At 62.9% G+C, this 25,373-nt stretch carries 19 protein-coding genes, 1 tRNA gene and 2 pseudogenes; 12 read left to right on the forward strand and 10 right to left on the reverse strand.

Translation table 11 applies throughout. From position 1 onward, the window contains the following. Positions 1-20: 20 nt before the first annotated feature. Positions 21-1,649 carry a fatty-acid--CoA ligase gene (locus HB777_18980; protein QND65786.1) on the reverse strand — a complete coding sequence of 543 codons (1,629 nt, stop codon included), beginning with the start codon at positions 1,647-1,649 and terminating at the stop codon, positions 21-23. 195 nt (positions 1,650-1,844) lie between these two features. On the opposite strand from HB777_18980, the gene HB777_18985 reads away from it, so the two are divergent. Together HB777_18985 and HB777_18990 are read left to right on the forward strand one after the other, a co-directional pair. Then, complete coding sequence (locus HB777_18985) at positions 1,845-2,201, forward strand: hypothetical protein (GenBank protein QND65787.1); 357 nt, start codon at positions 1,845-1,847, stop codon at positions 2,199-2,201. Between the two features lie 147 nt (positions 2,202-2,348). Continuing rightward, positions 2,349-2,738, forward strand: a complete 390-nt coding sequence (locus tag HB777_18990; GenBank protein QND65788.1) for a DUF427 domain-containing protein — start codon at positions 2,349-2,351, stop codon at positions 2,736-2,738. Positions 2,739-3,016: 278 nt separating this feature from the next. Here HB777_18990 and HB777_18995 read toward each other — a convergent pair whose 3' ends face one another. From HB777_18995 to HB777_19005, 3 genes and pseudogenes are all read right to left on the reverse strand, one after another. Beyond that, on the reverse strand, positions 3,017-3,757 hold the full coding sequence (locus HB777_18995) for a polysaccharide deacetylase family protein (protein QND65789.1): 741 nt from the start codon (positions 3,755-3,757) through the stop codon (positions 3,017-3,019). 170 nt (positions 3,758-3,927) lie between these two features. After that, positions 3,928-5,030, reverse strand: a pseudogene (locus HB777_19000) (glycosyltransferase family 9 protein). 119 nt (positions 5,031-5,149) lie between these two features. Further along, complete coding sequence (locus HB777_19005) at positions 5,150-7,828, reverse strand: pyruvate, phosphate dikinase (GenBank protein QND65790.1); 2,679 nt, start codon at positions 7,826-7,828, stop codon at positions 5,150-5,152. Positions 7,829-8,053: 225 nt separating this feature from the next. On the opposite strand from HB777_19005, the gene HB777_19010 reads away from it, so the two are divergent. Both HB777_19010 and HB777_19015 read left to right on the forward strand, forming a co-directional pair. After that, positions 8,054-8,398: a VOC family protein gene (locus HB777_19010; protein QND65791.1), complete on the forward strand. Its 345-nt coding sequence runs from the start codon at positions 8,054-8,056 to the stop codon at positions 8,396-8,398. A 129-nt stretch (positions 8,399-8,527) separates the two neighbouring features. After that, positions 8,528-8,602, forward strand: a tRNA-Gln gene (locus HB777_19015). A 27-nt stretch (positions 8,603-8,629) separates the two neighbouring features. Here HB777_19015 and HB777_19020 read toward each other — a convergent pair. Next, positions 8,630-9,118 (reverse strand): hypothetical protein, encoded by a 489-nt coding sequence (locus HB777_19020; GenBank protein QND65792.1) that lies wholly within the window; start codon positions 9,116-9,118, stop codon positions 8,630-8,632. A gap of 573 nt (positions 9,119-9,691) precedes the next feature. On the opposite strand from HB777_19020, the gene HB777_19025 reads away from it, so the two are divergent. Together HB777_19025 and HB777_19030 are read left to right on the forward strand one after the other, a co-directional pair. Beyond that, positions 9,692-11,770, forward strand: coding sequence for a glycosyl transferase family 2 (locus tag HB777_19025; GenBank protein ID QND65793.1), 2,079 nt, complete (start codon positions 9,692-9,694; stop codon positions 11,768-11,770). Positions 11,771-11,827: 57 nt separating this feature from the next. Further along, positions 11,828-12,196: a hypothetical protein gene (locus HB777_19030; GenBank protein ID QND65794.1), complete on the forward strand. Its 369-nt coding sequence runs from the start codon at positions 11,828-11,830 to the stop codon at positions 12,194-12,196. 86 nt (positions 12,197-12,282) lie between these two features. On the opposite strand, the gene smc is transcribed toward HB777_19030, so the two are convergent. The 3 genes from smc to HB777_19045 all read right to left on the reverse strand — a co-directional run bounded on the left by smc (position 12,283) and on the right by HB777_19045 (position 17,275). Next, positions 12,283-15,741 (reverse strand): chromosome segregation protein SMC, encoded by a 3,459-nt coding sequence (gene smc, locus HB777_19035; GenBank protein ID QND65795.1) that lies wholly within the window; start codon positions 15,739-15,741, stop codon positions 12,283-12,285. Between the two features lie 105 nt (positions 15,742-15,846). Further along, the gene (locus HB777_19040) at positions 15,847-16,590 is read right to left on the reverse strand and encodes a DsbA family protein (protein ID QND65796.1); all 744 of its coding nucleotides are present in this window, start codon (positions 16,588-16,590) and stop codon (positions 15,847-15,849) included. Between the two features lie 184 nt (positions 16,591-16,774). Beyond that, a complete protein-coding gene (locus HB777_19045; protein QND65797.1) occupies positions 16,775-17,275 on the reverse strand; it encodes a DUF721 domain-containing protein in 501 nt (166 codons plus the stop codon). Here HB777_19045 and mutY point away from each other — a divergent pair. Next, positions 17,274-18,503: an A/G-specific adenine glycosylase gene (gene mutY / locus HB777_19050; GenBank protein QND65798.1), complete on the forward strand. Its 1,230-nt coding sequence runs from the start codon at positions 17,274-17,276 to the stop codon at positions 18,501-18,503. The two genes, HB777_19045 and mutY, sit on opposite strands and share 2 nt — an antisense overlap. Next, on the forward strand, positions 18,496-19,107 hold the full coding sequence (locus HB777_19055; GenBank protein ID QND65799.1) for an HAD family phosphatase: 612 nt from the start codon (positions 18,496-18,498) through the stop codon (positions 19,105-19,107). Before mutY ends, HB777_19055 begins: the two co-directional genes overlap by 8 nt. Before the next feature lie 66 nt (positions 19,108-19,173). On the opposite strand, the gene HB777_19060 is transcribed toward HB777_19055, so the two are convergent. Then, positions 19,174-20,307 carry a site-specific DNA-methyltransferase gene (locus HB777_19060; GenBank protein ID QND65800.1) on the reverse strand — a complete coding sequence of 378 codons (1,134 nt, stop codon included), beginning with the start codon at positions 20,305-20,307 and terminating at the stop codon, positions 19,174-19,176. 162 nt (positions 20,308-20,469) lie between these two features. Between HB777_19060 and HB777_19065 the strand changes: the two genes are divergently transcribed. Further along, on the forward strand, positions 20,470-21,156 hold the full coding sequence (locus HB777_19065) for an HAD family hydrolase (protein ID QND65801.1): 687 nt from the start codon (positions 20,470-20,472) through the stop codon (positions 21,154-21,156). Between the two features lie 42 nt (positions 21,157-21,198). On the opposite strand, the pseudogene HB777_19070 reads toward HB777_19065, so the two are convergent. Next, positions 21,199-21,928: pseudogene (locus HB777_19070) on the reverse strand (hypothetical protein). 128 nt (positions 21,929-22,056) lie between these two features. On the opposite strand from HB777_19070, the gene HB777_19075 reads away from it, so the two are divergent. Genes HB777_19075 through HB777_19085 form a run of 3 tightly spaced genes read left to right on the forward strand, consistent with a single transcriptional unit; the run spans position 22,057 to position 25,373 of the window. Further along, on the forward strand, positions 22,057-23,454 hold the full coding sequence (locus HB777_19075; protein QND65802.1) for a threonine synthase: 1,398 nt from the start codon (positions 22,057-22,059) through the stop codon (positions 23,452-23,454). A gap of 14 nt (positions 23,455-23,468) precedes the next feature. After that, positions 23,469-24,761, forward strand: coding sequence for an insulinase family protein (locus HB777_19080; GenBank protein QND65803.1), 1,293 nt, complete (start codon positions 23,469-23,471; stop codon positions 24,759-24,761). A gap of 15 nt (positions 24,762-24,776) precedes the next feature. Then, a complete protein-coding gene (locus HB777_19085) occupies positions 24,777-25,373 on the forward strand; it encodes a GNAT family N-acetyltransferase (protein QND65804.1) in 597 nt (198 codons plus the stop codon).

The following is a 25,373-nucleotide window of genomic DNA, read 5'->3' on the forward strand; positions in this document are numbered from 1 at the left end:
CCGAAACACGCACCATCCCGTCAATCCGTCGGCAAGCGATAGTCCTTGAACTGCTGGCGCAAGGTGATCTTCTGGATCTTGCCGGTGGCGGTGTGCGGAATTTCGCCGACGAAGGCGACATCGTCCGGCATCCACCATTTGGCCACCTTGCCATCCATGAAGTCGAGAATATCAGCCTTGCTGGGTTCCTTGCCCGGTTTGCGAACGACCACCAGCAACGGCCGTTCGCCCCATTTCGAATGATGGACGCCGATGGCTGCGGCCTCCGCCACATCGGGGTGGCCGACGGCCAGATTCTCGAGGTCGATGGTCGAAATCCATTCGCCGCCGGACTTGATGACGTCCTTGGCGCGATCGGTGATCTGCATATAGCCGCCGGCGTCGATGTGAGCGACGTCGCCGGTGTCGAACCAGCCGTCCTGGTCGAACTGCTCCAGGCCGGCGCCGCCATAGTAGGCGCGGGCAACCGCAGGCCCGCGCACTTTCAGGCGGCCAAATGTCTTGCCATCCCAGGGCTGCGGATTGTTGTCGTCGTCGGTCACCTTCATTTCGACGCCGAAGGGCGGGTAGCCCTGTTTCTGCTGGACATCGAGCCGGGCTTCCCCCTCAAGACCGGCGTAGTCCGGCTTCAAGGTGCACAGCGTGCCGAGCGGCGACATTTCGGTCATGCCCCAGGCATGGATGACCTGGACATCATAGTTCTGCTGAAACTTCGTCATGATAGCGCGCGGGCAGGACGAGCCGCCGATGACGACCTTGTTGAGATAGGGAAGCTTCTTGCCGGTCTCCTCCAGATGCTGCAGCAGCATCATCCAGACGGTCGGCACGGCGGCGCTGAAAGTCACCTTCTCGGTGTCGAGCAGTTCGTAGATCGAGGCGCCGTCCATCTTGCAGCCAGGCATGACCAGCTTGGCGCCGATCATCGGCCCGCTCTGGCCAAGGCCCCAGGCATTGGCGTGGAACATCGGCACGACCGGCAAAATCGTATCGCGCGACGACAGGCCCATGGCGTCGGGCATGGCGGCGATCATGGCGTGCAGCACGTTCGAACGGTGGCTGTAGACGACGCCCTTCGGATCGCCCGTGGTCCCCGACGTGTAGCACATGCCGGCCGCCGTGCCTTCGTCGAAGGTCTTCCAGGCGAAGTCGCCATCCACCTCATCAAGCCAGTCTTCATAGGCGACCACATTGGGCAATGTCGTCTGCGGCATGTGTGCCTTGTCGGTCAGCACGATCACCTGTTTCAGCGACTTGACGGCACCGGCAATCTTCTCAAGCAGCGGCAGGAAGGTCAGGTCGACGAACACTGCCTTGTCCTCGGCATGGTTCATGATCCAGACGATCTGCTCGGGAAACAGCCGCGGATTGAGCGTATGGTAGATGGCGCCGATGCCCATGATGCCGTACCAGGCCTCGATGTGGCGCGCGGTGTTCCAGGCCAGCGTCGCGATGCGGTCGCCCAAGCGATAGCCGTCACGCTCCAGCCGCTGGGCGACCTTCAGGGCGCGACGATGGATGTCGGCGTAGGTGGTGCGCACGATCGGCCCCTCGATCGAGCGGGATACGATCTCGCGCACGCCATGCTGCCGCTCGGCATTGTCGATGAGCTTGTGGCAAAGCAGCGGCCATTCCTGCATCAGTCCCAGCATTCGGTCCTCCCTCACGCTTTTGCGTCGTGCTTTTCGGGCCATTGTGGAGCGAACGGGCGGATTGTCCAGTCACCCCGCACGGCCGAGCGCTGCATTGATCGACATGACAGGGACAACCGCCACAATCCGGCCATCGTCGGCGTTAAGTTTCGTTAACGGGCAAAGGGGTGCGATTGGCGACTGAAAGAGGTTCGCATGGACGCGCAGCTCGACGACAAGGCTCTCGAGAGTACGCTTGCCGAAAGTCTGGCCGATCTGGTGCCGGATACAAAGACTGTTTCCGAAGATGAATTTGTTGAAGTTGTCGGCGGCGCGCTCGAAGCGGTCGGCGGCACGCTGCTGTTCAAGATGTGCGTCCAGAACCAGGGCGAAGGCCAGCACGTCGCGGCCGCATCCGTCGGCAATGGCGGCAACCGCCAGTTCCTGCTGCTCACCTTGCCGACCGGCGGCGGCCCGTTGAAGGTCGAAACCGTGTCAAGAAGCAGCAACCCGGTGGCCGGCATCGCAGCCGCCTATGCCGGTCTCATGGACGTGTTCAAGGCTGCCGCCTGACCGTTTCCGGCAAGCAGTTCAAGGATCTTCGGAGGCGCGATCCGTCAGTGCCGGCCTGGGTAGGTGTTTGCGTGTTGCATGGCGACAGCGGGCCTTGAACAACGCGCTTGCGCGACACATCTGAAAGTCGACGCAAGGAGACCCCGCATGGATCAGATCGCCAACCCCGCCCCCGGTTTTCAACGCAATCCCGACAAGGTCATCACCATCGAGCCCTATGCCGGCACCGTCACCGTGCGTGCCGGAGACGTGGTCATCGCTTCATCGACGAACGCCAAGGTGCTGAGCGAGACCCCCTATCCCGCGGCCTTCTACATTCCGTTCGCCGACATCGATTTCGGCAAGCTCACCAGCACCGAACATTCGACCCATTGCCCCTACAAGGGCGACGCAAGCTATTGGAGCGTGCTGCCCGCCGGCGAGGCCGGCCAGAACGCCATGTGGGCCTATGAACGGCCTTTCGACGAAATGGCTGAAATCCGCAACCACGGCGCATTCTACGCCAGCAAGGTCACGATCGAAGCCACGCCGGCCTGAGCGATTTTCGAACTCTTCCCGGCATGTGCGAACGCTGTTGTGTTGGCCAGCCGCATCGCTGAAAGTTAGCCAAAACGCCCGTTGCATCGTCATCCTATGGCGAAGCAAGGAGCGAAGCGACGCGGCGCAGACCATAGGATCCATGCCGTGACTCCAGAGCGCTGCCGCGGTGCAGGGTTCTGCTCCGCTGCATTCCTCGATGGAGGTAACGGCATGGATCCCAGGGTCTCCGCGACGGAGCTTCGCTCCTGCTGCGCCCTGGGATGACGAAGGTGCGGTCAGTCGGTGGTGCCGTGATTGCCGACGCCGTCGGCATCGTCGAGCCGAACAAAGGTCAAACCCCTGGCCTTGAGCGCCAGCAGCCCCTGCACCACGCCTTCGCCGGCCGCATGGGTCGGCTGGTTGATGTGCGAGATAATCACGTCACCGTCCTTGGCCGCCGCGATGCGCCGCGCGGTTTCCTTGGCGCCAAGCAATGAGCCACCGTCGCCGTTTATCGAGAATCCCGCGATCTTGAAGCCGAGCTTGCGGATCATGGCGATTGCCGACGGGCTGTATTCGGCGGTCGCGCCACGAAACCATTTCGGCGCCGGCTCGCCGGTCCTGGCAAGAGCGGCCGCTCCCGACTCAACCTCGGCCAGCACCGCATCCGGGCTGCCGGCGCTGCGGATGCCGTAGATCTTCTGCGGCGTATCGACCGCCGGGATATGATGGCCGCCGTGATTTTCCAGTTCGAACAGATCGGGATGCGCCCGCATGATCTCGACGGCGGCGGCGTTTCGCTTCAGCCAGATGCCGGTCACGAAAATGGTGGCGGGGATCTTGTTGTCCACCAGCGCCGAAAGGATCCGGTTGTCGGTCTGTCCGCCGCAGGCATCGAGCGTGAGCGCAACACGGCCGGCGCCGCTCGCCTGCGGCCTGATGTGCAGCGTCGGCTCGACGAGCGGCGCGGCATGGCCGGCGGATACCATCGCCAACGACATGGCGATCATGCAGAGATTTTTTTGCAGCAGGCGCATCAAACCGAATTCCTGACCGGTCATTTCAAGCAGGTATCCCAAGACCCGCATGAAGGCGGAAATCGGGATGCTGCATAGCAGAAAAGCGCCCGGCGCGACAATTTGACCGTTCATGTGGTGAACAGGCCATTCCACGATTGCGATCGCGGTGGTGCGCGCGGCGCGTGATCTCAGATGGCGCGCTCCAGTCTCATTTCGGTGCGCGACAGAACCTCGCGCACTGCGTCGACGACAGGCTTGACCTCCAGGCCCCAGACGCAGCAGGCCTTGCTGGGATCCGGCGCGCGGCAGAGGCCCCTGGCCACGCAGGCGCAGGGCATCGGCGGCTGGAGCGAGATGCTGGGGACGCCGACGGGACCCCAGCGCGACGGACGCGTCAAACCGAACAGCCCGACAACCGGGGTCCCAGTGGCAGCGGCCATGTGCATCGGGCCGCTCTCATTCCCGAGAAACAACCGGGCCTGTTTTAGCACCGCCAGCAGACTTTCGAGCGAAAGCGTTCCAACGAGATTGACGACCGGCGCGACTGTGCTGGCGATTATATGTTCAGCAATCTTGTGTTCGTCCGGGCCACCCACCAGGACGATGTCCAATCCGCTTTCGCCTGCAATTTCGTCGATCGTCGCGGCAAACCGCTCCGGCTGCCAACGTCGCCCCTCGAAGCTCGCGCCCGCATGCACGGCGATGAAAGCGTTTGGCCGCAGATGGTGCTTGCCCAGCAGCGCCAAGGCTTTCGCCGTCTCCAGCGGCAGCGGCTGAATGTTCGGAATCACCGTGCGAAGTTCGATGCCGAGCGCTTCGAGCGGCGAGAGGTAGCGGTACAGAAAATGCTGGCCATCAAAGCCGTACGGCTTGGCAAAGACATTGGCGGGCTGCCGCTCCAGCATACGCAAGGGTCTCTCGGTCGGATTGTAGCCGACGCGGGTCGGTGCGTTAACGAACCCGGAGATGATGCGCGACGTCTTTGAATCGGTCAGGTCGATCGTCAGGTCAAAGCGGTAGCGGCGCAACGCCCGCACCATGGCGTAAAGCTCTTTCCCACGCTCCAGGGGGCGGCGCGCATGCGGGCGCGCCGGAACGTGACCACCTCGGAAGCGATGCCATGGGCGATCACGAAGCTCTCGAAGCGAGCCTCGCACAGAAACACCAGCCTGGCGCCGGGGAATTCGAGCCGCAAATTCTGTGCAAGCGCCGAGGCGAGGACGAGATCTCCTATGAACTTTGTTTGAATGACCAGGATCGAGCGGAACGGTGCGGGTGAACTCTGCAACATCTGTTTCCGGGAGCAATTGGCGGGACGTCCGCAAATTGGGCGGCAACAATGTCGAGACTACGCAATGCCATCAGCACGTTCGCGTGAATTGTCTTACAAAATGGTAAGCTGGATGGACCCTATCCGCGGCCTGCTTTCGCGACCAGCACCGCAGCCTGCGCGGCCGCCAGCCTGGCGATCGGCACGCGATAGGGCGAGCACGACACGTAGTCGAGACCGACCTCTTCGCAAAAGCGGATCGAGGCCGGGTCGCCGCCATGTTCGCCACAAATGCCGAGCTTGATGTCGGGCCGCGTCGCCCTGCCCTTTTCGGCAGCCATGCGCACCAGTTCGCCGACGCCGTCGATATCGAGCGAGACGAACGGATCCTGATCGATAATGCCCTTCTGACGATAGGTCTCCAGGAACGAGGCAGCATCGTCGCGCGAAATGCCGAATGTCGTCTGGGTCAGGTCGTTGGTGCCGAAGGAGAAGAACTCGGCTGACTCGGCAATCACATGGGCGCGGATGGCCGCGCGCGGCAGCTCGATCATCGTGCCAGTTAAATAGTCGATCTTGACGCCGGTTTCCTCCATGACGCTCTTGGCAACGGCATCGATGCGCGCCTTGACGTAGTCGAGCTCCTTCGCCAGGCCGACCAGCGGCACCATGATCTCGGGAACCACAAGCGCGCCGGCCTTCTTGCCGGCCTCGACAGCCGCCTCGAAAATGGCGCGCGCCTGCATCTCGGCGATCTCGGGATAGGAGACGGCCAGACGGCAGCCGCGGTGGCCGAGCATCGGGTTGAACTCGTGCAGGGCCTCGGTGCGCTGCCTGAGCTTGTCCGGCGAGACATTCATGGCGGCGGCGACTTCGGCCACCTCAGCTTCAGTCTTTGGCAGGAATTCGTGCAGCGGCGGATCGAGCAGGCGGATCGTCACCGGCAGGCCCGCCATGATCTCGAACAGTTCGAGGAAATCAGAACGCTGCATGGGCAGGAGCTTGGCGAGTGCCGTGCGCCGGTCCTTTTCGGTGTCGGCCAGGATCATCTCGCGCATGGCAACGATGCGCTCGCCGTCGAAGAACATGTGCTCGGTGCGGCAAAGCCCGATGCCTTCGGCGCCGAAGGAACGCGCCATGCGCGCGTCGAGCGGCGTTTCGGCATTGGTGCGCACCTTCATGCGACGCACCGCGTCGGCCCATTCCATGATGGCGGCGAAATCGCCGGAAAGTTCGGGCTGCAACATCGACACGGCGCCCTTCAACACCTGGCCGTTGCTGCCATCGATGGTGATGATGTCACCCTTGCGGAAGGTCGAGCCCATCGCCATCAGCGTACCGGCCTTGTAGTCGACGCGCAGTGAACCTGCCCCCGACACGCAAGGCTTGCCCATGCCACGCGCCACCACCGCGGCGTGGCTGGTCATGCCGCCGCGCGTGGTCAGGATGCCTTCCGCCGCATGCATGCCGTGAATGTCCTCGGGGCTGGTTTCGATGCGCACCAGGATCGCCTTGCGGCCTTGCGTCTTCAGCTCCTCGGCGTCGCCGGAGGAAAAGACGATCTCGCCGGTGGCAGCGCCGGGCGACGCCGGCAGTCCGATGCCGATGACGTCGCGCGCGGCCTTGGGATCGATGGTCGGATGCAGCAGCTGGTCGAGCGAGGCCGGATCGATGCGGGCGACCGCCTCCTCTTTCGTAATGAGCTTGTCACGCGCCATCTCGACGGCAATTTTCAGCGCCGCCTTGGCTGTGCGCTTGCCGGAGCGGGTCTGCAGCATCCACAATTTGCCGCGCTCGATGGTGAATTCGAGATCCTGCATGTCGCGGTAGTGCTTTTCCAGGCTGTCGGAGATGGTGACGAAGGACTGGAATGCGTCCGGCATCAGCTTCTGCAGCGATGGCTTGTCGGAGCCTGCGGCAATGCGCGCCGCCTCGGTGATGTTCTGCGGCGTGCGGATGCCGGCGACAACGTCTTCGCCCTGCGCGTTCACCAGGAACTCGCCATAAAGCATCTTCTCGCCGGTCGACGGGTTGCGGGTGAAGGCGACGCCGGTGGCCGAGGTTTCGCCCATATTGCCGAACACCATGGCCTGGACATTGACCGCCGTGCCCCAGCTTTCGGGAATATCGTGCAGACGCCGGTAGGTGATGGCGCGGTTGTTCATCCAGCTCGAGAACACGGCTGATATCGCGCCCCACAGCTGCTCGTGCGGATCCTGTGGAAACGGCTTGCCAAGTTCCTCCTCGACCTTGGCCTTGTAGAGCGCGATGACGCCCTGCCATTCGAGCGCCGTCAGTTCGGTGTCGAGCTCATGCCCCAGCCCGCCCTTCTGGTCCTCCAGGATTTCCTCGAACACCTCGTGGTCGAGGCCCATGACGACATCGGAATACATCTGGATGAAGCGGCGATAGCTGTCATAGGCAAAGCGCGCGTCGCCGGAATCGGCGGCGAGCGCCTCGACCGTCTCGTCGTTCAGCCCGAGATTGAGCACGGTGTCCATCATGCCGGGCATCGAGGCGCGAGCCCCCGAACGCACCGACACCAGCAGCAGTTTCGACGGATCGCCGAACCGACGGCCGGTCAGGTACCCGATATGATCGAGCGCAACCGCGACAGCGGCTTCCAACCCGTCCGGATAGGTACGGCCATTGGCATAATAGGCGTTGCAGACCTCGGTGGTGATGGTGAAGCCCGGGGGCACCGGCAGGCCCAGGCTGCACATCTCGGCCAGGTTGGCGCCCTTGCCGCCCAGCAGATTCTTGTCGCCGGCGCGGCCTTCTGCCGCGCCATCGCCAAAGGTGAAAACCCATTTGGTCATGCTTTGCTCTCCGGTTGCAGGAGATTGGAAAGATTGGCGAAACGGAAAGTTCCGCCGTGTCCCGACTTTGGAGCGATATGATGCTGCAGTGCGAAAGGCAAGGCGTCGGCAAGCCGTACGGCCCCTACAATCGATTAAGCAAAAGCTGTGTCCAAAGATGCGTCAAAAAGACTTGCCTTTCCGGGGCTTTTGGAATAGAACATAACAGGAACAAATAGGTGTCGCATGAAACTGTCCGGAAAACTCGACTATCTGGAAATGCCGGCGACCGGCGGAACGCTGGACCGGCTGAAGGCTTTCTACAGCGCCGCCTTTGCATGGTCGTTCACCGATTATGGGCCGACCTATTCGGCTTTTGCCGAGGGGCTGGACGGCGGCTTCCAGGCCGATGCCGAGGAAGCGCCCGCCAAGCCGCTGCCTGTGCTCTACAGCAGGGATCTGGAAGCAACCCTCAGCGCTGTCGAAAGCGCCGGCGGCACGATCATCAAGCCGATCTTCCCGTTCCCCGGCGGCCGGCGCTTCCACTTCGTCGATCCGGCCGGCAACGAGATGGCGGTGTGGTCCGAATAGCCCGCACGCATGCCCTTTGGTGGCAGCTGCGTTAGCTGCCCGATTGGACGTTTTGACCATCGCTCATAAGGATTGTGCTTTTCGGCTGCTCTGCTAATAACGCGCCGCACAAGCGACTCTGACGGCAATTGGGGCGTCGCCAAGTGGTAAGGCATCGGTTTTTGGTACCGACATTCCCAGGTTCGAATCCTGGCGCCCCAGCCAGATTTTTTTCCAAATAAAATCAACTGTTTAAGACAGTGCGACTGCCGGTTTATAGCGGAGAACTGCAAGGGCGCCTACAACGAGGAAGATCAAGAGGGTGACACCCTGTGTCATGACGAAAGGAATTTCAGTTCCGGTAGGTGCAAAGACATTCAGAATTGGAATCTTCTGGAAAGCTTGCACTATTCCGACGAATACCAAGAGATAGACACTCGCAGTCATTCCTGCGGCGTAAATGCCGCGCCACGCACCGGCAAAATGAAATCGCGAACGTGCAACAAGCACTCCTGCTAATATGACGAGCGCCACGATCCCTACTATCACTGCAGGTGTCACGCCGTGAAATGGGAAAAGAAATCCAGTGATACTCGTGAACCCGGCCGTTTGCAGGAAAAAATCAGTGGCAAAACTAGATCTTTTGCCTCCGAACATTTCTATTATCGCGATGATCCCGGCAACGATTGCAACCAAGCTGACTAGGGTATGCAGGAACACGAGCACGCCGACGTAAGTCATCTTATCCCCCTGGGGTTGCCTTGCATTCGCTCATAGGCGGCTGCGATCGCTAGTTCGCCCTGAAATCAAACGGTGTAAGTGTCCCGATACAATCGTGCGGCTGGTCCCGATTTTCTTGAACTTAATCGGCGACATTGGACAAAAGTGACTTTCTTTTGCCATCTCATATGAAGGCAATCGCCCCGAGCTACCTTAGCCAACAAGAAAGCACGATTAGGCAAATGTCGAACTGGTCGACAACCGTAACACGGGGAAATCTTCGAACAATGGGGCATCGTGACGTTGCCCCCAAGTTATGGGCGGTTGGATTGATGTCCTGGCGCCCCAGCCAAGCGATCATGGGTCCGTCCGGACACACGGGACCCCGAGAGTCCCTTTGCGATCTTCCCTTGAGTCCGATTGGCTAATAATTCCACTGCGTCATAGTTCAGAAAAACCAACGCAATCGCGGCAAAATCGGGGTCGCCATTTTGCACATGATCTGAACAGTGTCGCCTTGAACATCTCCCTCTTTTCCATACAAGGTCATCGAAGATTCGACCAAGATGGGTGGCGGCTCAACATGGAACTTCAATGAACCTTCCAATCTTCGCCATCAACCTCGATCGTGAAACCGGTCGCTGGAGCGAATTGGTCGCCAGCGCCGAAGCGGCCGGCTTGACCTTGCAGCGCATTGCCGCAATCGACGGCCGTGCGCTTGCCAAAGAGGACTGGACGGAGATCGATCTTCCGGCCGCACGCAAGCTGAGCGGGCGCGACATTCTGCCCGGCGAATATGCCTGTTACCGCAGCCATATCCAGGCGCTGGAAACGTTCCTGGCCGGTGGCAGCGCCTATGGCCTGATTGTCGAGGACGACGTCCTCTTCAGCGAAAACACTATACGGCGCATTGAGGCCATCATCGCGGCGGTCCCGGATTTCGACGTCATCAAGCTGACCAACCATCGCATGAGCTTCTTCATGCGCGCCGTCGAGACGACGGAAGGCGACGAGATCGGTCGCGCGCTGCATGGCCCGCAAGGCTCGGCGGCCGCCTATCTGGTGACGCGGGAGGGCGCGCAGGGGCTGTTGTCGGCGCTCGCCGTAATGAAAATGCCATGGGACGTCGCACTCGAACGCTTTTGGGATACCGGCCTGAAAGTCTATTCGGTTCGCCAAAACGTGCTTGGCTTCGCCGCCAGCAGCAAGATTTCCGGCATAGCCGGCCCCTCGGGAAGCTACAAATTTGCAAGGCTTGGCGGGCCGAGCCGGCTAAGTGCCGGGGTGTTGCGGGCCGGCGACGAGCTGCGCCGCCTGCATCACGTCCTGCTGCGGCCCTCTTTGCCGCGAGAAACCGCGGACTACGCGCCGCGCAACACCCTGCTTCTGCTGCTGGCGTCATTCGCCATTCTCGCTTTGGTCTCCGCGGTCTGGCGCGAGGCCGACACCTACCGCTATGCGGGCCTGGCGCTGGCCCTGGTCGCAGTCATCCGCTGGTTCAGGGTGGATTTGTGGACCTACAGCAAACCGCTGATCGGTTGGGTCGGCGGTCTGTGCGTGGGTTGGTCGCTCTATGTCTTCGTCCGACTGGCGATCGTCTATTTCGGTACCCACCAGTTGGGTGGCTCCGAAGGCATTTACATGTTTCCGCTGTTCTACGCGACGACCGGCTTCGCGTTTCTGCTGTTTGTCAGGCAGCCCGCGCGGCTCGTCCTCTGGTTCATGATCCTCAGTCTTGTCTTCCTGGCGGCGGACACCTTCTATTCGGACATGTTTCAAGGTATCCAACCGACCCCGCGGTTTTTCAACAATCCCATCCACGCGTCGGTGGCGGCCGGTTTCATCTTCCTTTGCGCGCTGCAATTCATGGCGTACACGGCCCAAAGAACGGATCTGAGAAAAGCAACCAGGAACCTGCATTGGGCGCTGTCGGCAGCCGTCCTGCTGTTTGCCCTCGTCAACATCATCGAGATGCGGTCAAAGGGTGTCTGGCTTGCGCTTGCGCTCGCCCTGCTCTTGTTGGCTGTCATAACGCTGGCGAGAGGCCATCGCCGCGAGCTGCTGGTTTCGACTGGCGTGCTGGCCATCGTGGCGGCCGGCATCGTCGCAACGCACAACGTCTTCTCGTCCACCGCCGGCGACACCATGATCTTCGTCAAGGCCTTGGTGCCGGATGTCTTGAGGCATGGCGTCCTGCCGGCCTTCGACCGCGCCATCGCGAGCGATACGGTTCCGCTTGCAGCCAAGGAACGGCTGATGCTGTGGGCGGATGCGATCGAGGTCTGGAAACGCCACCCGATCTTCGGAGCCAGTTCCAGCTGGCTGACCGAATGGGAGCACAGGACCTATCATCCCATGATCTTCAACGTCTTCCACAACGGTTATCTGGAGATTGCCGTGCGCTACGGTGTGGTCGGACTGGCGTTCTTTGCCTTTCTCTACACCTGGTCGACCAGGCAGGTTCTGCTGGCCATGCGGGCCAAGCTTATCGCTCCGGCAGCATGGTCCTGCTACATCTCAACACTGGTCTTCTTCGCCATAACCATCCTTACCAATTCAAACAACCGGCTGGCTATGGGTGAGGCCTTCATGTGGTTCGCCGCAGCGTTCGGCTTCTATTGTTTTTATGTTCGCCAGCAGAAGAACCTCGTCGCGCCGCGAAGCTATTTTTAGGACCCGCCCCCGAGCCGGTTTCGGCGGCGGTCGTGCGCAGATTGTTGTTGGAGCAGAATGAGATTTTATTCAGTCGCCGGGCGGGTCGCTTTTCTCGTTACGCTCATCGCTGTTCTTGTGCTTGCGCTGCTGCCGGTACCCCGCCTCAAGGAATTCGGCATCGACGTCGGCTTCCACTACGACAAGCTGAACCACGCCAGCGCCTTTGCCGTCCTGACCTTCCTGGGAGGGCTCGGCTGGCCCGATCGCAAGGCAAGGCTGATCGTCTTCCTCGCCCTGGTTGGCGCGGCGATCGAGGTCCTTCAGGGCACGGCACTGATAGCGCGCGATCTGGATGTGTTCGACTGGGTCGCCGATTGCGTCGGCATGGCTTGCGGCCTCGTGGCTGTGATCTGTGCGAACTGGGTCTTGCGACGCAGAGGCTGAGCAAGCCCGCGGTCCACGGCGTGGATAGCCACAGGCGCTTCTTGGACCTGTTCCGGAGCGGCCATTCGCAGGCAGCGCGAACTGGATCAGCTCGCCTCGCGCATCGCCTCGGCCGCCTGCAGGTCGACCGACACCAGCTGGCTGACGCCCTGCTCGGCCATGGTCACGCCGAACAGCCGGTTCATGCGCGCCATGGTGATCGGGTTGTGGGTGATGATGACGAAACGCGTCTCGGTGGTGGCAGCCATTTCATCCATGAGATTGCAGAAACGTTCGACATTGTGATCGTCGAGCGGCGCGTCGACTTCGTCGAGCACGCAGATCGGCGCCGGATTGGTCAGGAACACCGCGAAGATCAGCGACATCGCCGTCAGCGCCTGCTCGCCACCGGACAGCAGCGTCATGGTCTGCGGCTTCTTGCCCGGCGGGCGGGCCAGGATTTCGAGGCCGGCTTCGAGCGGATCGTCGGATTCGATCAGCTGCAACTCCGCCGTGCCGCCGCCGAACAGATGCGAGAACAGCCGCTGGAAATGGCCGTTGACGACGTCGAAGGCGGCAAGCAACCGCTCGCGGCCTTCGCGATTGAGGCTCTGGATCGCCTGCCTGAGCTTGCGGATGGCCTCGATGATGTCCTCGCGCTCGGAGACGATCGCCTCCAGCCGGTCGGAAAGCTCCTTCTGCTCCTCCTCGGCGCGCAGATTGACGGCGCCCAGCCGTTCGCGCTCGATCTTCAGCCGGTCGAGCTGACGCTCGATCTCGGCCATTTCAGGCATCGGGCTGTCGGCTTCCAGGCCGGTATGACGGATGACCAGATGCGGCGGTGTGTTCAGCGTCTCCTGGATGCGCGCCTCGACCTCCAGCCGGCGTTCATCGGCCGCCGTCAGCCGCTCTTCGGCGCGAACGCGGGTCTCGCGCGCCTCGGCCAGGAACTGGATGGCGCCGGTGGCGGCCTTGTCCATTTCGGATTGCCGGTTCTCGGCCTCCTGCAAACGGTCGGCCGCCGCCTTGCGCAAGGTCTCGGCCTCGGTGAGCTGCGACAGCAGCGCGCGCCGCTTGGCGTCGATTTCATCGGGAGCATCGGCCAGCCGCTCGCGTTCGGCCTCGGCCTCGGCCTTGCGTTCGCCGAGCGATGCGATCTGCGTCGAGGCGTTTTCGGCCCGCTCCAGCCAATTGCTGCGCTCGGCGCCAATGGCATCGAGCCGGCGCGCGCGCGCCTCGGCTTCGCGGCGCAGGCCCTCATGCACGGCGCGCGCATCGGCAAGCGTGGCGCGGTCGCCGGCTACATTGGTTGAGGACTGTTCGAGCTGCAATTGCAGATCGCCGAGATCGGGCGCGTCCTGCAGCAGCATTTCCGCCTCGGCGAAGGCGGCCGAAATCTCCTCATGGCTGTCGACGATGCGGGCGCGCGCCTCATCCAGTGCGGCGCGCCGGCTCTGCAATTCGCCGCCGGCCCTTTCGGCCTCGGCCAGCGCATTGCGGGCAGCGTCCAGTCGATGCTGGGCGTCACGACCGGCCTGGCGTGCGTTGCGCTCGGCCTCGCTTGTGAGGCGAAGCGCCTGTTCGGCCTCTCCCAGCGCCTCTTCGGCCTGACGCAGGACGAGCGTCGCCTGTATCGCCTCGGCATCGAGCTCGGCCAGCCGGTTCTTCTGCGCCAGCCGTTGTGCGGCGGCGGTCGGGGCGTCGGCACTGGCGGTAAAGCCATCCCAGCGCCAGAGCGCGCCCTCGCGGCTGACCAGCCGCTGGCCCGGGGCAAGCAGCGCCTGCAGCCGGCGGCCGTCGCCAGTGTCTACGATACCGATCTGCGCCAGACGGCGGGCGAGCTGTGCCGGCGCATGGACCACGCTGGCAAGGCTTTTGACGCCTTCGGGCAGAGCCGCGTCGCCTGGCTGGATCGCGCCTTCGCCCCAATGCACCGGGGCGCTGCGGTCAAGCGGCACGTCGAGGTCTTCGCCAAGGGCCGCACCCAGCGCCGTCTCGAAACCGCGATCGACGCTGATCTGTTCCAGCACGGCCGGGAAGAGATCGCCGCTGGCGGCGTTCAGGATTTTTGCCAGCGTGCGCGCTTCCGTCTCGATCCGCGCCAGCTCGGCCCTGGCATCCTGAAGCGGCGGCCGGGCAGCGCTTTCCGTGGCGCGGGCATCGATGACCGACTGCTCCGCATCCGATACGGCAGCTTCGGATTCCTCCAGCTGCGCCATGGCCTGTTCGACCAGCACGCGCTTCTCGGCCGGATCCGGCAGGCCGGCGACCTTGGAGAGAATCTCCGACAATTCCCGGTCGACATCGGCAAGCTGGCGGGCGAAGCGGTCGCGGCGCTCGGCGGTGTCGCGCAGCGTCCGTTCGATCTGGTTGCGCGAGGCGGCGGCCTCGGCCCGCTCGGCGGTCAGCGCGGCGAGCTTGGCTTCGCTTTGTGAAAGCGTCGATGCCGCCTGCTCGAACGCGGCGCGGGTGCTGGCTTCGCGCTCGGCGGCGCCGGCATTTTCCGAATTGAGCGCGGCTTCTTCGGTGCGCAGGCGCTCGAGAATGTCCGCATTGTCGCGGACCATGCGCTCCTCACGCGCGATATCGCCGTCCAGCTGCTGCAGCCGGCGCTCGAGTTCGCTCTGGCGGGCACGGATGCGGCCGGCCTCCTCCTCGATCTGCGACTTGGCGATCGACAGGCGCTGGAAGGCAGCGGCAGCGGCGGCTTCCGCGTCACGCAGGTCCGGCAAGCGATGAGCGCCGATGCCTTGCTCTCTTGCCGCCGCCATCTGGGCTGCGGCGCGGTCGCCGACCAGTGCCGTCGCAACCGCCAGCGCCGAGCGCGCCTCGCCTTCCTGCGTCTTGGCCAGTGTCCAGCGCAGATGCAGCAGTGTCGCTTCGGCCTTGCGGATATCGGCCGACAGGTTCTTGAAGCGGGACGCCTGGCGCGCCTGGCGCTTCAGGCTTTCGATCTGGCTTTCCAGCTCGCCGACGACATCATCCAGCCGTTCCAAGTTCTGCTCGGCCGCCTTCAGCCGCAGTTCCGCCTCGTGGCGGCGGGTGTGCAGGCCGGAAATGCCGGCCGCTTCTTCAAGCAGGGCGCGGCGCGCCTGCGGCTTGGCCTGGATCAGTTCGCCGATACGGCCCTGGCCGACCATGGACGGCGAACGGGCGCCGGTCGACTGGTCGGCAAACAGAAGCTGCACGTCCTTGGCGCGTGCTTCCTTGCCGTTGATGCGGTAGAGCGAGCCGGCCTCACGCTCGATGCGGCGCGAGACCTGCAATTCGTCGGCATCGTTGAAGGCGGCCGGCGCCGAGCGATCACTGTTGTCGAGGAAAAGCGTGACTTCGGCGGTGTTGCGGGCGGGCCGAGTGCCCGAGCCGGAAAAGATCACGTCGTCCATGCCGGACGCGCGCATGTTCTTGTAAGAGCTTTCGCCCATCACCCAGCGCAGCGCCTCGACAAGGTTCGATTTGCCGCAGCCGTTCGGCCCGACAATACCCGTCAGGCCGCGTTCGATGACGAACTCGCCGGGCTCGACGAAGGACTTGAAACCGAGGAGGCGAAGGCGCGAAAACTTCATTCGCGCCGCCCACTAAGCGGGTTTCCGTGGTCCTGCGAAAGGAATTCGCCACACGACAAGAAGCCGCGCACGCCGAAGCGCCGCCGCCTCAGGGCTGACCGGACGTCAGAGCAGAGGGTCGATGATGGCCGACATTTCCTCAATCGACATCGCCCCTTTGTAGGTCTTACCGTTGATGAAGAAGGTCGGTGTCGAGTCGACCTTGAATTCATTGGCGCCGCGCTTCTGGACCGATCTCACATCGTCCAGAAGTTTCTGGTCCGTCAAGCAGGCCTCGAAGGACTCCTGTGTAAAACCGGCGAGCTTCGAGATTTGCAGCAGCGCATCCTTGGTATTCTGGACGCCAACCCAGTTCGCCTGCTGCCGGAACAGGACGTCAACCATAGGGTAGTAGTTGTCCTTGGCGCAGCGCGCCAGCATGAAACCGGCTTCGGCGCTCGGATCGAACGGGAATTCGCGCAGGATGTAGCGGACCTTGCCGGTGTCGATGTACTTGGTCTTCAGGTCCGGGAAGGTGGTCTCGGCGAAATGCGCGCAGTGCGGGCAGGTCATCGAGGCGTATTCGACGATGGTCACCTTGGCGTCGTCCTTGCCAAGCTGCTTGTCGGGCAGCGCACCCGGCTTCATCAGTTCCGCCACATCCACGGTGCCCTGGGCCTCCGGCGCGGTAGCGGCGGCCGGCGTGACCGGCTTTGCGGGAGCGGCCGGCTCAGCGGGCTTCACATCCGCAGCCTTCGCCTCCTCGCCAGAGTCGCTGCAGGCGGCGAGCAGGGCCACCGCCGGAATGGCTGCCAGCGAAGACAGGACGTTTCTGCGAGACAAGCTTTGGCCGAACGGGGGACGGTTCATACGAATCACCTGACAAGGGTTGGATTTTGCAATGCAAAGGCACGAAAAGGCGAGAGTTGGCGCGAATTAAGGCATCTCGATCCCCAATCCAATCGCGAAACCTGACTAGGGCGATCACGAATGCGAGATATTGACGACAAATCCATGACTTTCTTCAAGGAGCCCATATTTCTTTCAAAGGGGTCTATGACTTCCTCTCCCCGATAATGGTCGCGCCAAGTCTCTCCAGCGAGGCGCGCAACTCATCATTGTCGACCAAGCCGACGGTTCCCGACAATTTCGTCTTCTCGGCCGCCGTCAGCGGCCTGAGGGCCGGTCTGCGCCGTCTTTTGTCGGCTGTCACCGGCTTCTGCAGGATCCGGATGCGGTTGATGGCGGTAAAGCCGAGGAAGGCATTGACCCGGTTGATGATCTCGCCCGTCTCGTGCTGCAGATGAAGTGCCGCCATACCTTCGCAAGCAATGACCAGCACCGCCGGCTCGAACGGATCGTCCTCATGCATGCGGCGCGGCCACTGGATTTTTTCGGGGCGCGAATGGCTGGCCAGCCGTGGGCCGGCGATCTCGTCCCATGACTGGACGAGGCCGATCGAAATGCCGGCCCGCTTGCGCAGCACCGGATCGAGGATCTTGGTCGCGAGATCGCTGACCGGGACGGGATTGCCGTAGGGCGTTCTCCCTGCCATGTACGTTCTCCAGCCACGACCCCCAGCAGATACCGGCCAGGCCAATACAAGATCAATGGCATCAGCAGACCAGACCCGCAAGACCGCATCCGGGGATAGTGGCAAAGCCACATCCGGGGATAGCAGAAGAGCTGCATCCGGGGATATCGCATCCCGCCTGCTCGACTGGTACGATGTACATCACCGTGAATTGCCATGGCGGATCACGCCACGCGAGCATGCGCGCGGCGCAAGGCCTGATCCCTACCGCATCTGGCTGTCCGAAGTCATGCTGCAGCAGACCACCGTCGAAGCGGTGAAGGCCTATTTCCGGGTTTTCGTCGAGAAATGGCCCGATGTCGAGGCGCTCGCCGCGGCGCCGACCGAGGACGTGATGAAGGCCTGGGCCGGACTCGGTTATTACTCCCGTGCCCGCAATCTCAAGGCCTGCGCCGATCTGATCGCCGAGCGTGGCGGCCAATTTCCCGACACGGAGACGGGTTTGAGAGAATTGCCCGGCATCGGCGCCTATACGTCGGCGGCGATCACGGCGATTGCCTTCGACCACCCCGCCGCCGTTGTCGACGGCAATGTCGAACGCGTCATCTCCCGGCTGTTTTCGATCACAACGCCGTTGACCGAGGCCAAGCCTGAGATCCGCGCCCATGTCGAGCGCATGGTGCCAGGGACAAGGCCTGGCGACTTCGCCCAGGCGATGATGGATCTCGGCGCCACCATCTGCACGCCGCGCCGGCCGCGCTGCATGCTGTGTCCGCTGCGTGAAGATTGCAGTGCCGTCATTTCAGGCGATCCCGAACATTTTCCAGTGCGCCTGCCCAAGGCCGACAAGCCCCTGCGGCGGGGTGCTGCCTTCGTCGCCGTCAGAGCCGATGGCGCCATTCTTTTGCGCAAGCGGCCGGACAAAGGCCTGCTCGGCGGCATGACCGAGGTGCCGACGACCGGCTGGACTGCGCGGATCGACGGCGCCACCACCGAGACAGCAGCGCCTTTCCCCGCCGACTGGCGGCGTGCCGGCCAGATCGCCCATGTCTTCACCCATTTCGCACTTGAGCTCGACGTTTTTCGTGCCGAGGTGAACGGCGCCGCGCCGGCGGGGCATTTCTGGTCGCTGGCCCATGAAATTTCAGGGGAAGCGCTGCCGACTGTCATGAAAAAGGCAATCGAAGCGGCGATACCGGGCGCGACGAAAAAACCGTCGCCACACAGCGCAAAGAGGCCCCATGACTGAAATACGCCACATCGTTTTCGACATCGGCCGCGTGCTGATCCACTACGATCCGAACATTCCGTTCAGCCGCCTCATTCCGGATGCCGAAGAGAGAAAGTGGTTCTTCGACAATGTCTGCACGCATGACTGGAACATCGAGCAGGATCGCGGCCGGACCTGGGAAGAGGCCGAGGCGCTGCTGATAGCGGACCATCCCGAACACGCGGAAAACATCCGCGGTTTCCGCCGCCACTGGCACGAGATGGTGCCGCATGCCTATGACGACAGCGTCGCCATCATGGTCGGCCTGATCGAGAGCGGCCACGACGTGACCATGCTGACCAATTTTGCCAGCGACACGCTGGCCGAGGCGCGCGAGCGCTTCGATTTTCTCGAACGGCCGCGTGGCGTCACCATTTCCGGCGAGATCGGCCTGATCAAGCCGGATCGCGGCATTTACGACCATCACGTCGCCGCCTTCGGCCTCGAACCGGCGGCGACGCTGTTCATCGATGACAGCCAGAAGAATGTCGACGGCGCCAAGGCGGCGGGCTGGCAGTCGGTGCTGTTCACCGACGCGAAGGCGCTTCAAGCAGACCTTGAACGTCTCGGAATCAAGGCGTGATTTGAATCGCTTCGCGCGATCCGTTGAGCCTTTGAATCAGCGGAATCCGAAGCAATTGGCAGGGGCTCAGGCCCCTGCCCGCTCCATGCCAAGCCGTGCAATGCGGCGAAGCTCGTCGATCGGGGTCAGGCCGCCGCTGCGCTCATAATGCCAGAAGGTCCAGCCGTTGCAGGCATCCAGCCCCTGCACTTCGGCGCCGATCTTGTGGATCGAGCCGGCGCTGTCGCCGATCGCCACGGTCCCGTCGGCGCGCACCTTGGCCGCCCAGCGCTTCTTGGCGTCGTAGAGCGTGGCGCCGGGCATCACCAGGCCGGTGTCGATCAGGCTGACGAAGGCAACGCGCGGCTCGGCGCGCTTGCCGGTCAGCACGGTGAGATCCGCACCATCCAACGGCTGCACCGCGTCGATGCGCTCGTTGGCGGCGTCGATATAGGCCTGCTCGCGCTCGATGCCGACAAAATGGCGGCCGAGGCGTTTGGCCACCGCGCCGGTGGTGCCAGAGCCGAAGAAGGGATCGAGCACGATGTCGCCCGGTTTGGTCGAGGCCATCATGATGCGGGCAAGCAGTGCTTCCGGCTTCTGCGTCGGATGCAGCTTGTCGCCATTGTCGTTCTTGAGCCGCTCGCCGCCGGTGCAGATCGGAAACAGCCAGTCGGAGCGCATCTGGATGTCGTCGTTGGACGCCTTCATCGCTTCGTAGTTGAAGGTATAGCCCTTGCCCTTCTGGTCGCGCGTAGCCCAGATCATCGTCTCATGCGCGTTCTGGAAGCGGCGGCCGCGGAAATTCGGCATCGGATTGGTCTTGCGCCAGACGACGTCGTTGAGGATCCAGAAGCCGAGATCCTGCATCTTGGCGCCGACCCGGAAGATGTTGTGATAGGAGCCGATGACCCAGATGGTGCCATTGGGCTTCAACACCCGGCGCGCCGCCAGAAGCCAGGCACGGGTGAAGGCGTCATAGGCCTCGAAGCTCTCGAACTGATCCCAGTCGTCGTCGACGGCGTCGACCTTGGACTGATCGGGCCGGTGCAGGTCGCCGTCGAGCTGCAGATTGTATGGCGGATCGGCGAAGATGACGTCGATCGACTTTTCGGGCAGCCGGTCGAGCGCGGCGACGCAGTCGCCCTTGAGGATCGTGTCCAGCCATTCGGATTGCTGGGGAGCGTGGGATAGCTCGTCGAGAAGACGCACGGCAGACATTCTGACACCCAAGGCACGCGTTACTGTTTTACTCTCTGTTATGGTTACCGATCAGCGTAAATATTCCGTGAAGGCCGCTGAATTTGCGAAGGCGGCCCTGTTGGTGTATGCCGCGCCGCCTGAGCCTTCCGAGGCCTTCCCTCTCCCATTGTCCGGATCACCATGCCCCAGCCAGACCTTGTCATCTTCGATTGCGACGGCGTGCTCGTCGATTCCGAAATCATCGCCGCCCGCGTCGAGGCAGAACTGCTGACCCTGGCCGGGTACGAAATATCGGCTGAAGAGATTTCCGAGACCTATGCCGGACTGACCTTCAAGGACATCATGATGCGGGTCGAGGAGAAATCCAGCATTCCGTTCCAGGCCTCGCTGATCGACCGCGCCGAGGACCTGGTCGACCGCAAACTGCGCAGCGACGTGCGCGCCATCGACGGTGTGCGCGAGGCGGTCGCCGCGGTCACGGTGCCGCGCTGCGTCTGCTCGAATTCACGCTCCGAGCGGATCGAATTCATGCTGGAGAAGGTGCACCTGCTGCCGTTTTTCGCCGGCCGGATCTTTTCGGCGCTGGAAATACCAAGCAAGAAGACCAAGCCGGCGCCCGACGTGTTCCTGTTCGCGGCGGAGACACTCAATGCCAACCCGGCAAACACGTTCGTCATCGAGGATTCCGTGCACGGTATCCACGGCGCCAGGGCGGCGGGCATGCGCGTGATCGGTTTCACCGGCGCTGCCCACAGCTATCCCGGCCATGCCGACGCGCTCACCGAGGCCGGCGCCGAAACGGTGATCCGCCGCTGGGCGGAGCTGAAAAGCGTGATCGCTGCGCTGTCGGAGTGGTCGGACGCCTGAGAAGCGTGCGCCGCGACGCACGCCTCATGCAACTGCCGAGACTTAGTTCGTCGCGGCGGCTCTCTTCCTCTGCTTCTTCTTCGGCTTGTCCGTCGTCGCCTTCGGCGCGTTTTCATCGTAGCCGGCAAAGGCCTGGTAGTCCCTTCGCCGCCGGCTCGGGCACGACGACATTGGAATCGGTGAAGACGAACTGCGTGGCGACCGAGGGATCGGTGACCTGGACCTGATATTGGTGGATCTGCGAGTAGAGGACCTCAGTGCCGTGCATCACCGCCGTGCGGATCGGCATGGTGATGGTGCCGGGCGAGAACTTCGGTCCCGGCACGATCTTGCCGGCGACCGCGATCGTCATCGTCAGTTGGCCGTTGGCACGGCTGCAGTCGCGTGTCACGTCGCTGACCGATGCCTGGTAGATGATGTTCGCCGACTCGTCGGGCGCAGTTGCAGCGGCGGCGTCGGCCTCAGCCTGGGCCGCGGCATCCTGCGCGGCGTCGCCGGTCTTCTTGAGCTTGGGCTTGGGCTTCTGGGCGTCCTTGGAATAGGTGTTGAAGAATGCCGTGCCGTCGCGCACCGTCACCCGGGGACAATAGGCCTGCAACTGGCTGGCCAGTAGTTTGGGATCCTGAGGCGGCGGTGGCGCGGTCGGATCCTTCTTTCCGATGCCGAGGTTCAGGATGCCATTGTCGCCCGATTGGCAGCCGGCGGCGGCAAGCATAAAGCCGGTGAGCGCAAGACCCGCCAAAAAGCGACCACTGAATGTACGAAACGCCATGAAACTGCACTTCCCTCTCGCAAAGCTGGTGACGTATATCAACCGCGCGGCAAAAATGCGACTGAGCCAGCGCAGAAATTAACCACCTTGCGGTGGACGGAAAAGCCAAGCAGTAACGGATTTGTGACATGCAATATGTGAGTACCCGCGGGGAAGCCCCCATTCTTGGATTTTCCGACGCCGTGCTGGCTGGGCTGGCGCGCGACGGCGGGCTCTATGTGCCGCGCGAGTGGCCGCAGTTTTCCCCGGCCGAGATCCGCGCCATGCGCGGCCTTGCCTATCCCGATCTTGCCATCCGCGTGCTGTCGCCGTTCCTTGGCGGCGAAATCCCGGCGCCCGTCTTTGAACGGCTGGTGCGAGAAGCCTATGCCACCTTCCGCCACGAGGCCGTCTGCCCGCTGGTGCAGACCGGCCCCAACACCTTCATCCTGGAACTCTTCCACGGGCCGACGCTCGCCTTCAAGGACGTGGCGATGCAGCTTCTCGCCCGGTTGATGGACCATGTGCTTACCGAACGTGATCAGCACGCCACCATCGTCGGCGCCACCTCGGGCGACACCGGCGGGGCGGCAATCGATGCCTTTGCAGGGCGCAACCGCACCGACATCTTCATCCTTTTCCCGCACGGCCGTGTCTCGCCGGTGCAGCAGCGGCAGATGACGACATCGACGGCTGAAAACGTCCATGCGCTGGCGATCGAAGGCAATTTCGACGATTGCCAAGGCCTGCTCAAGGACATGTTCAACGATCACGGCTTTCGCGACCGGGTTGCGCTTTCGGGCGTCAATTCGATCAATTGGGCCCGCATCATGGCTCAGATCGTCTATTATTTCTCCTCGGCCCTGTCGCTCGGCGCGCCGGACAGGCCGGTCTCCTTCACCGTGCCGACCGGCAATTTCGGCGATATCTTCGCCGGCTACGCGGCCAAGAAGATGGGCCTGCCGATCGAACGGCTGGTCATCGCCACCAACGACAACGACATCCTGGCGCGGACCTTCGCGACCGGCGAATACCGCACCAAGGGCGTCTTTGCGACCACGTCGCCGTCGATGGACATCCAGGTGTCGTCCAATTTCGAACGCTTGCTGTTCGAGGCCTCCGGCCGAGACGCCGCGACCGTGCGACGCTACATGGACAGCCTGAAGCAGTCCGGCGCTTTCACCATCGAAACCCAGCAAATCGCAGGGATGCGGTCCGAATTCGATGCCGGCCGGGCTGATATGGACGAGGTCGCCGCCACCATCCGCTCGACGCTCGCGGCCAGCAACTATCTGCTCGATCCGCACACAGCCGCAGCCGTACATGTCGCGGCGGGCAAGGCGTCAGGCGCGGTGCCGATGGTGGTGTTGGGCACCGCCCACCCGGCAAAATTCCCGGCCGCCGTCGAAGCCGCCAGCGGCGTCTCGCCCGCACTGCCCGCATGGCTAGGTGGGTTGATGACATTGGAGGAAAAATACACGGTACTTCCATCCGACCTGAAAATGGTGGAAGATTACGTCGGCCGCCGCGCGCGGGCGGCGCGTTAGGGAGTAGTAGCCATATGGGTGTTGAGGTAAGCCGTCTGTCGAACGGCCTGACAGTCGCCACCGAAACCCTTCAAAGCATCGAATCGGTTGCCCTTGGTGCCTGGGTCAAATCAGGTGCCCGCAATGAACGCGATGACGAGCATGGCATGGCCCATCTGCTCGAGCACATGGCGTTCAAGGGCACGAAACGGCGGAGCGCCTTCGAAATCGCCTCGGAGATCGAGGATGTCGGCGGCGAGATCAACGCCGCCACCAGCGTCGAGACCACCTCCTACTATGCCAGGGTGCTCTCCGACGACGTGCCGCTGGCCGTCGACATCCTTGCCGACATCCTGCAGGAATCCGAATTCGACCCGCAGGAGCTTGAACGCGAGCAGCATGTGATCCTGCAGGAGATCGGCGCCGCGCACGACACGCCCGACGACATCGTCTTCGACCGCTTCACGGAAACCGCCTATCGCCATCAGACGATTGGCCGCTCCATTCTCGGCACGCCCGAAACGGTCAAATCCTTCACCTCCAAGCAACTCCACGACTTCATCGAGCGGCAATATGGCGCCGAGCGCATGGTGATCGTCGCCGCCGGCGACATCAAGCACGACAATTTCGTGCGCGAGGTCGAAAAGCAGCTCGGCGGCTTCCGCAGCAAGGCCGACAGCACCATCCCGCAATATGCGCAATATGTCGGCGGCGACTTCCGCGAAGACCGCGACCTGATGGACGCGCAGATCGTCCTGGGGTTCGAAGGCCGCGCCTATCATGTGCGCGATTTCTATGCCTCGCAGGTGCTGTCGATGATCCTCGGCGGTGGTATGTCGTCGCGTCTGTTCCAGGAGGTCCGCGAGAAGCGTGGCCTGTGTTATTCGGTCTATGCCTTCCATTGGGGCTTTTCCGACACCGGCGTCTTCGGCGTCCATGCCGCCACCGGCCAGAGCGACATCGCCGAACTGGTGCCTGTCATCATCGACGAACTGCAGAAAGCCGGTGAGAAGATCCTGCAGGAGGAACTCGACCGCGCTCGCGCCCAATATCGCGCCGGGCTGATCATGTCCGCCGAAAGCCCGGCCAGCCGGGCTTCGCAGATTGCACGGCAACTGCTTCTGTTCGGCCGGCCGATCGCCAAGGAGGAACTGATGGAACGGCTGTCGGCGCTGACGATCGAGCGGCTGACCGATCTGTCGTCGCGATTGTTCTCGACCAAGCCGACGCTTACCGCTGTCGGGCCTGTGGGTACGCTGGCGCCATACGAAGCGATCCTCGAATCGCTCGCGGGCACGCAGACCACGGCCCGCAAGCTCGCCGTCTAAGCCTCTCAAAGCGTCGTGTTCGCGCTCCCTTTCTTTCGCCGAGACCTGCCGGCGCTGAAAGGCGACCGCGTCACGCTACGCGTGCCGTTCACCAACGACTACCGCGAGTGGGCGGCGGTGCGCGGCGAAAGCCGGGCCTTCCTCGAACCATGGGAGCCGCGCTGGACGCCGGATGAACTCGACCGCACCGCATGGCGGCTGCGCATCAGCCGCTACCGCGAAGACTATGCGCAAGGGACCGCGATCGCCTTCTTCATCTTCGAGAGGAGCAGCGGCAAGCTTGCCGGCGGCATCACGCTCGGCAACATACGTCATGGGGTCTCGCAAAGCGGCCATGTCGGTTACTGGATCGGCGAGCGCTTCGGCGGCCGCGGCCTGATGACCGACGCGGTCAAGGTGGTGGCCCGCTTCGCCTTCGATACGCTGCGGTTGCACCGGATCGAAGCGGCCTGTATTCCCGACAATATCAGGTCGATCCGCGTGCTTGAAAAAGCCGGATTCCGGCGCGAAGGACTTCTGCGATCCTATCTCAGGATCAACGGCATCTGGCAGGACCACTACCTCTACGCCCGGATCGCGGACGATCCGCCGGGCGTTGGAACGAAGGACTGA

Origin of the sequence: Mesorhizobium loti, from assembly GCA_014189435.1 — a bacterium.
In the GTDB taxonomy this organism is placed as follows: Bacteria; Pseudomonadota; Alphaproteobacteria; order Rhizobiales; family Rhizobiaceae; genus Mesorhizobium; species Mesorhizobium loti_G.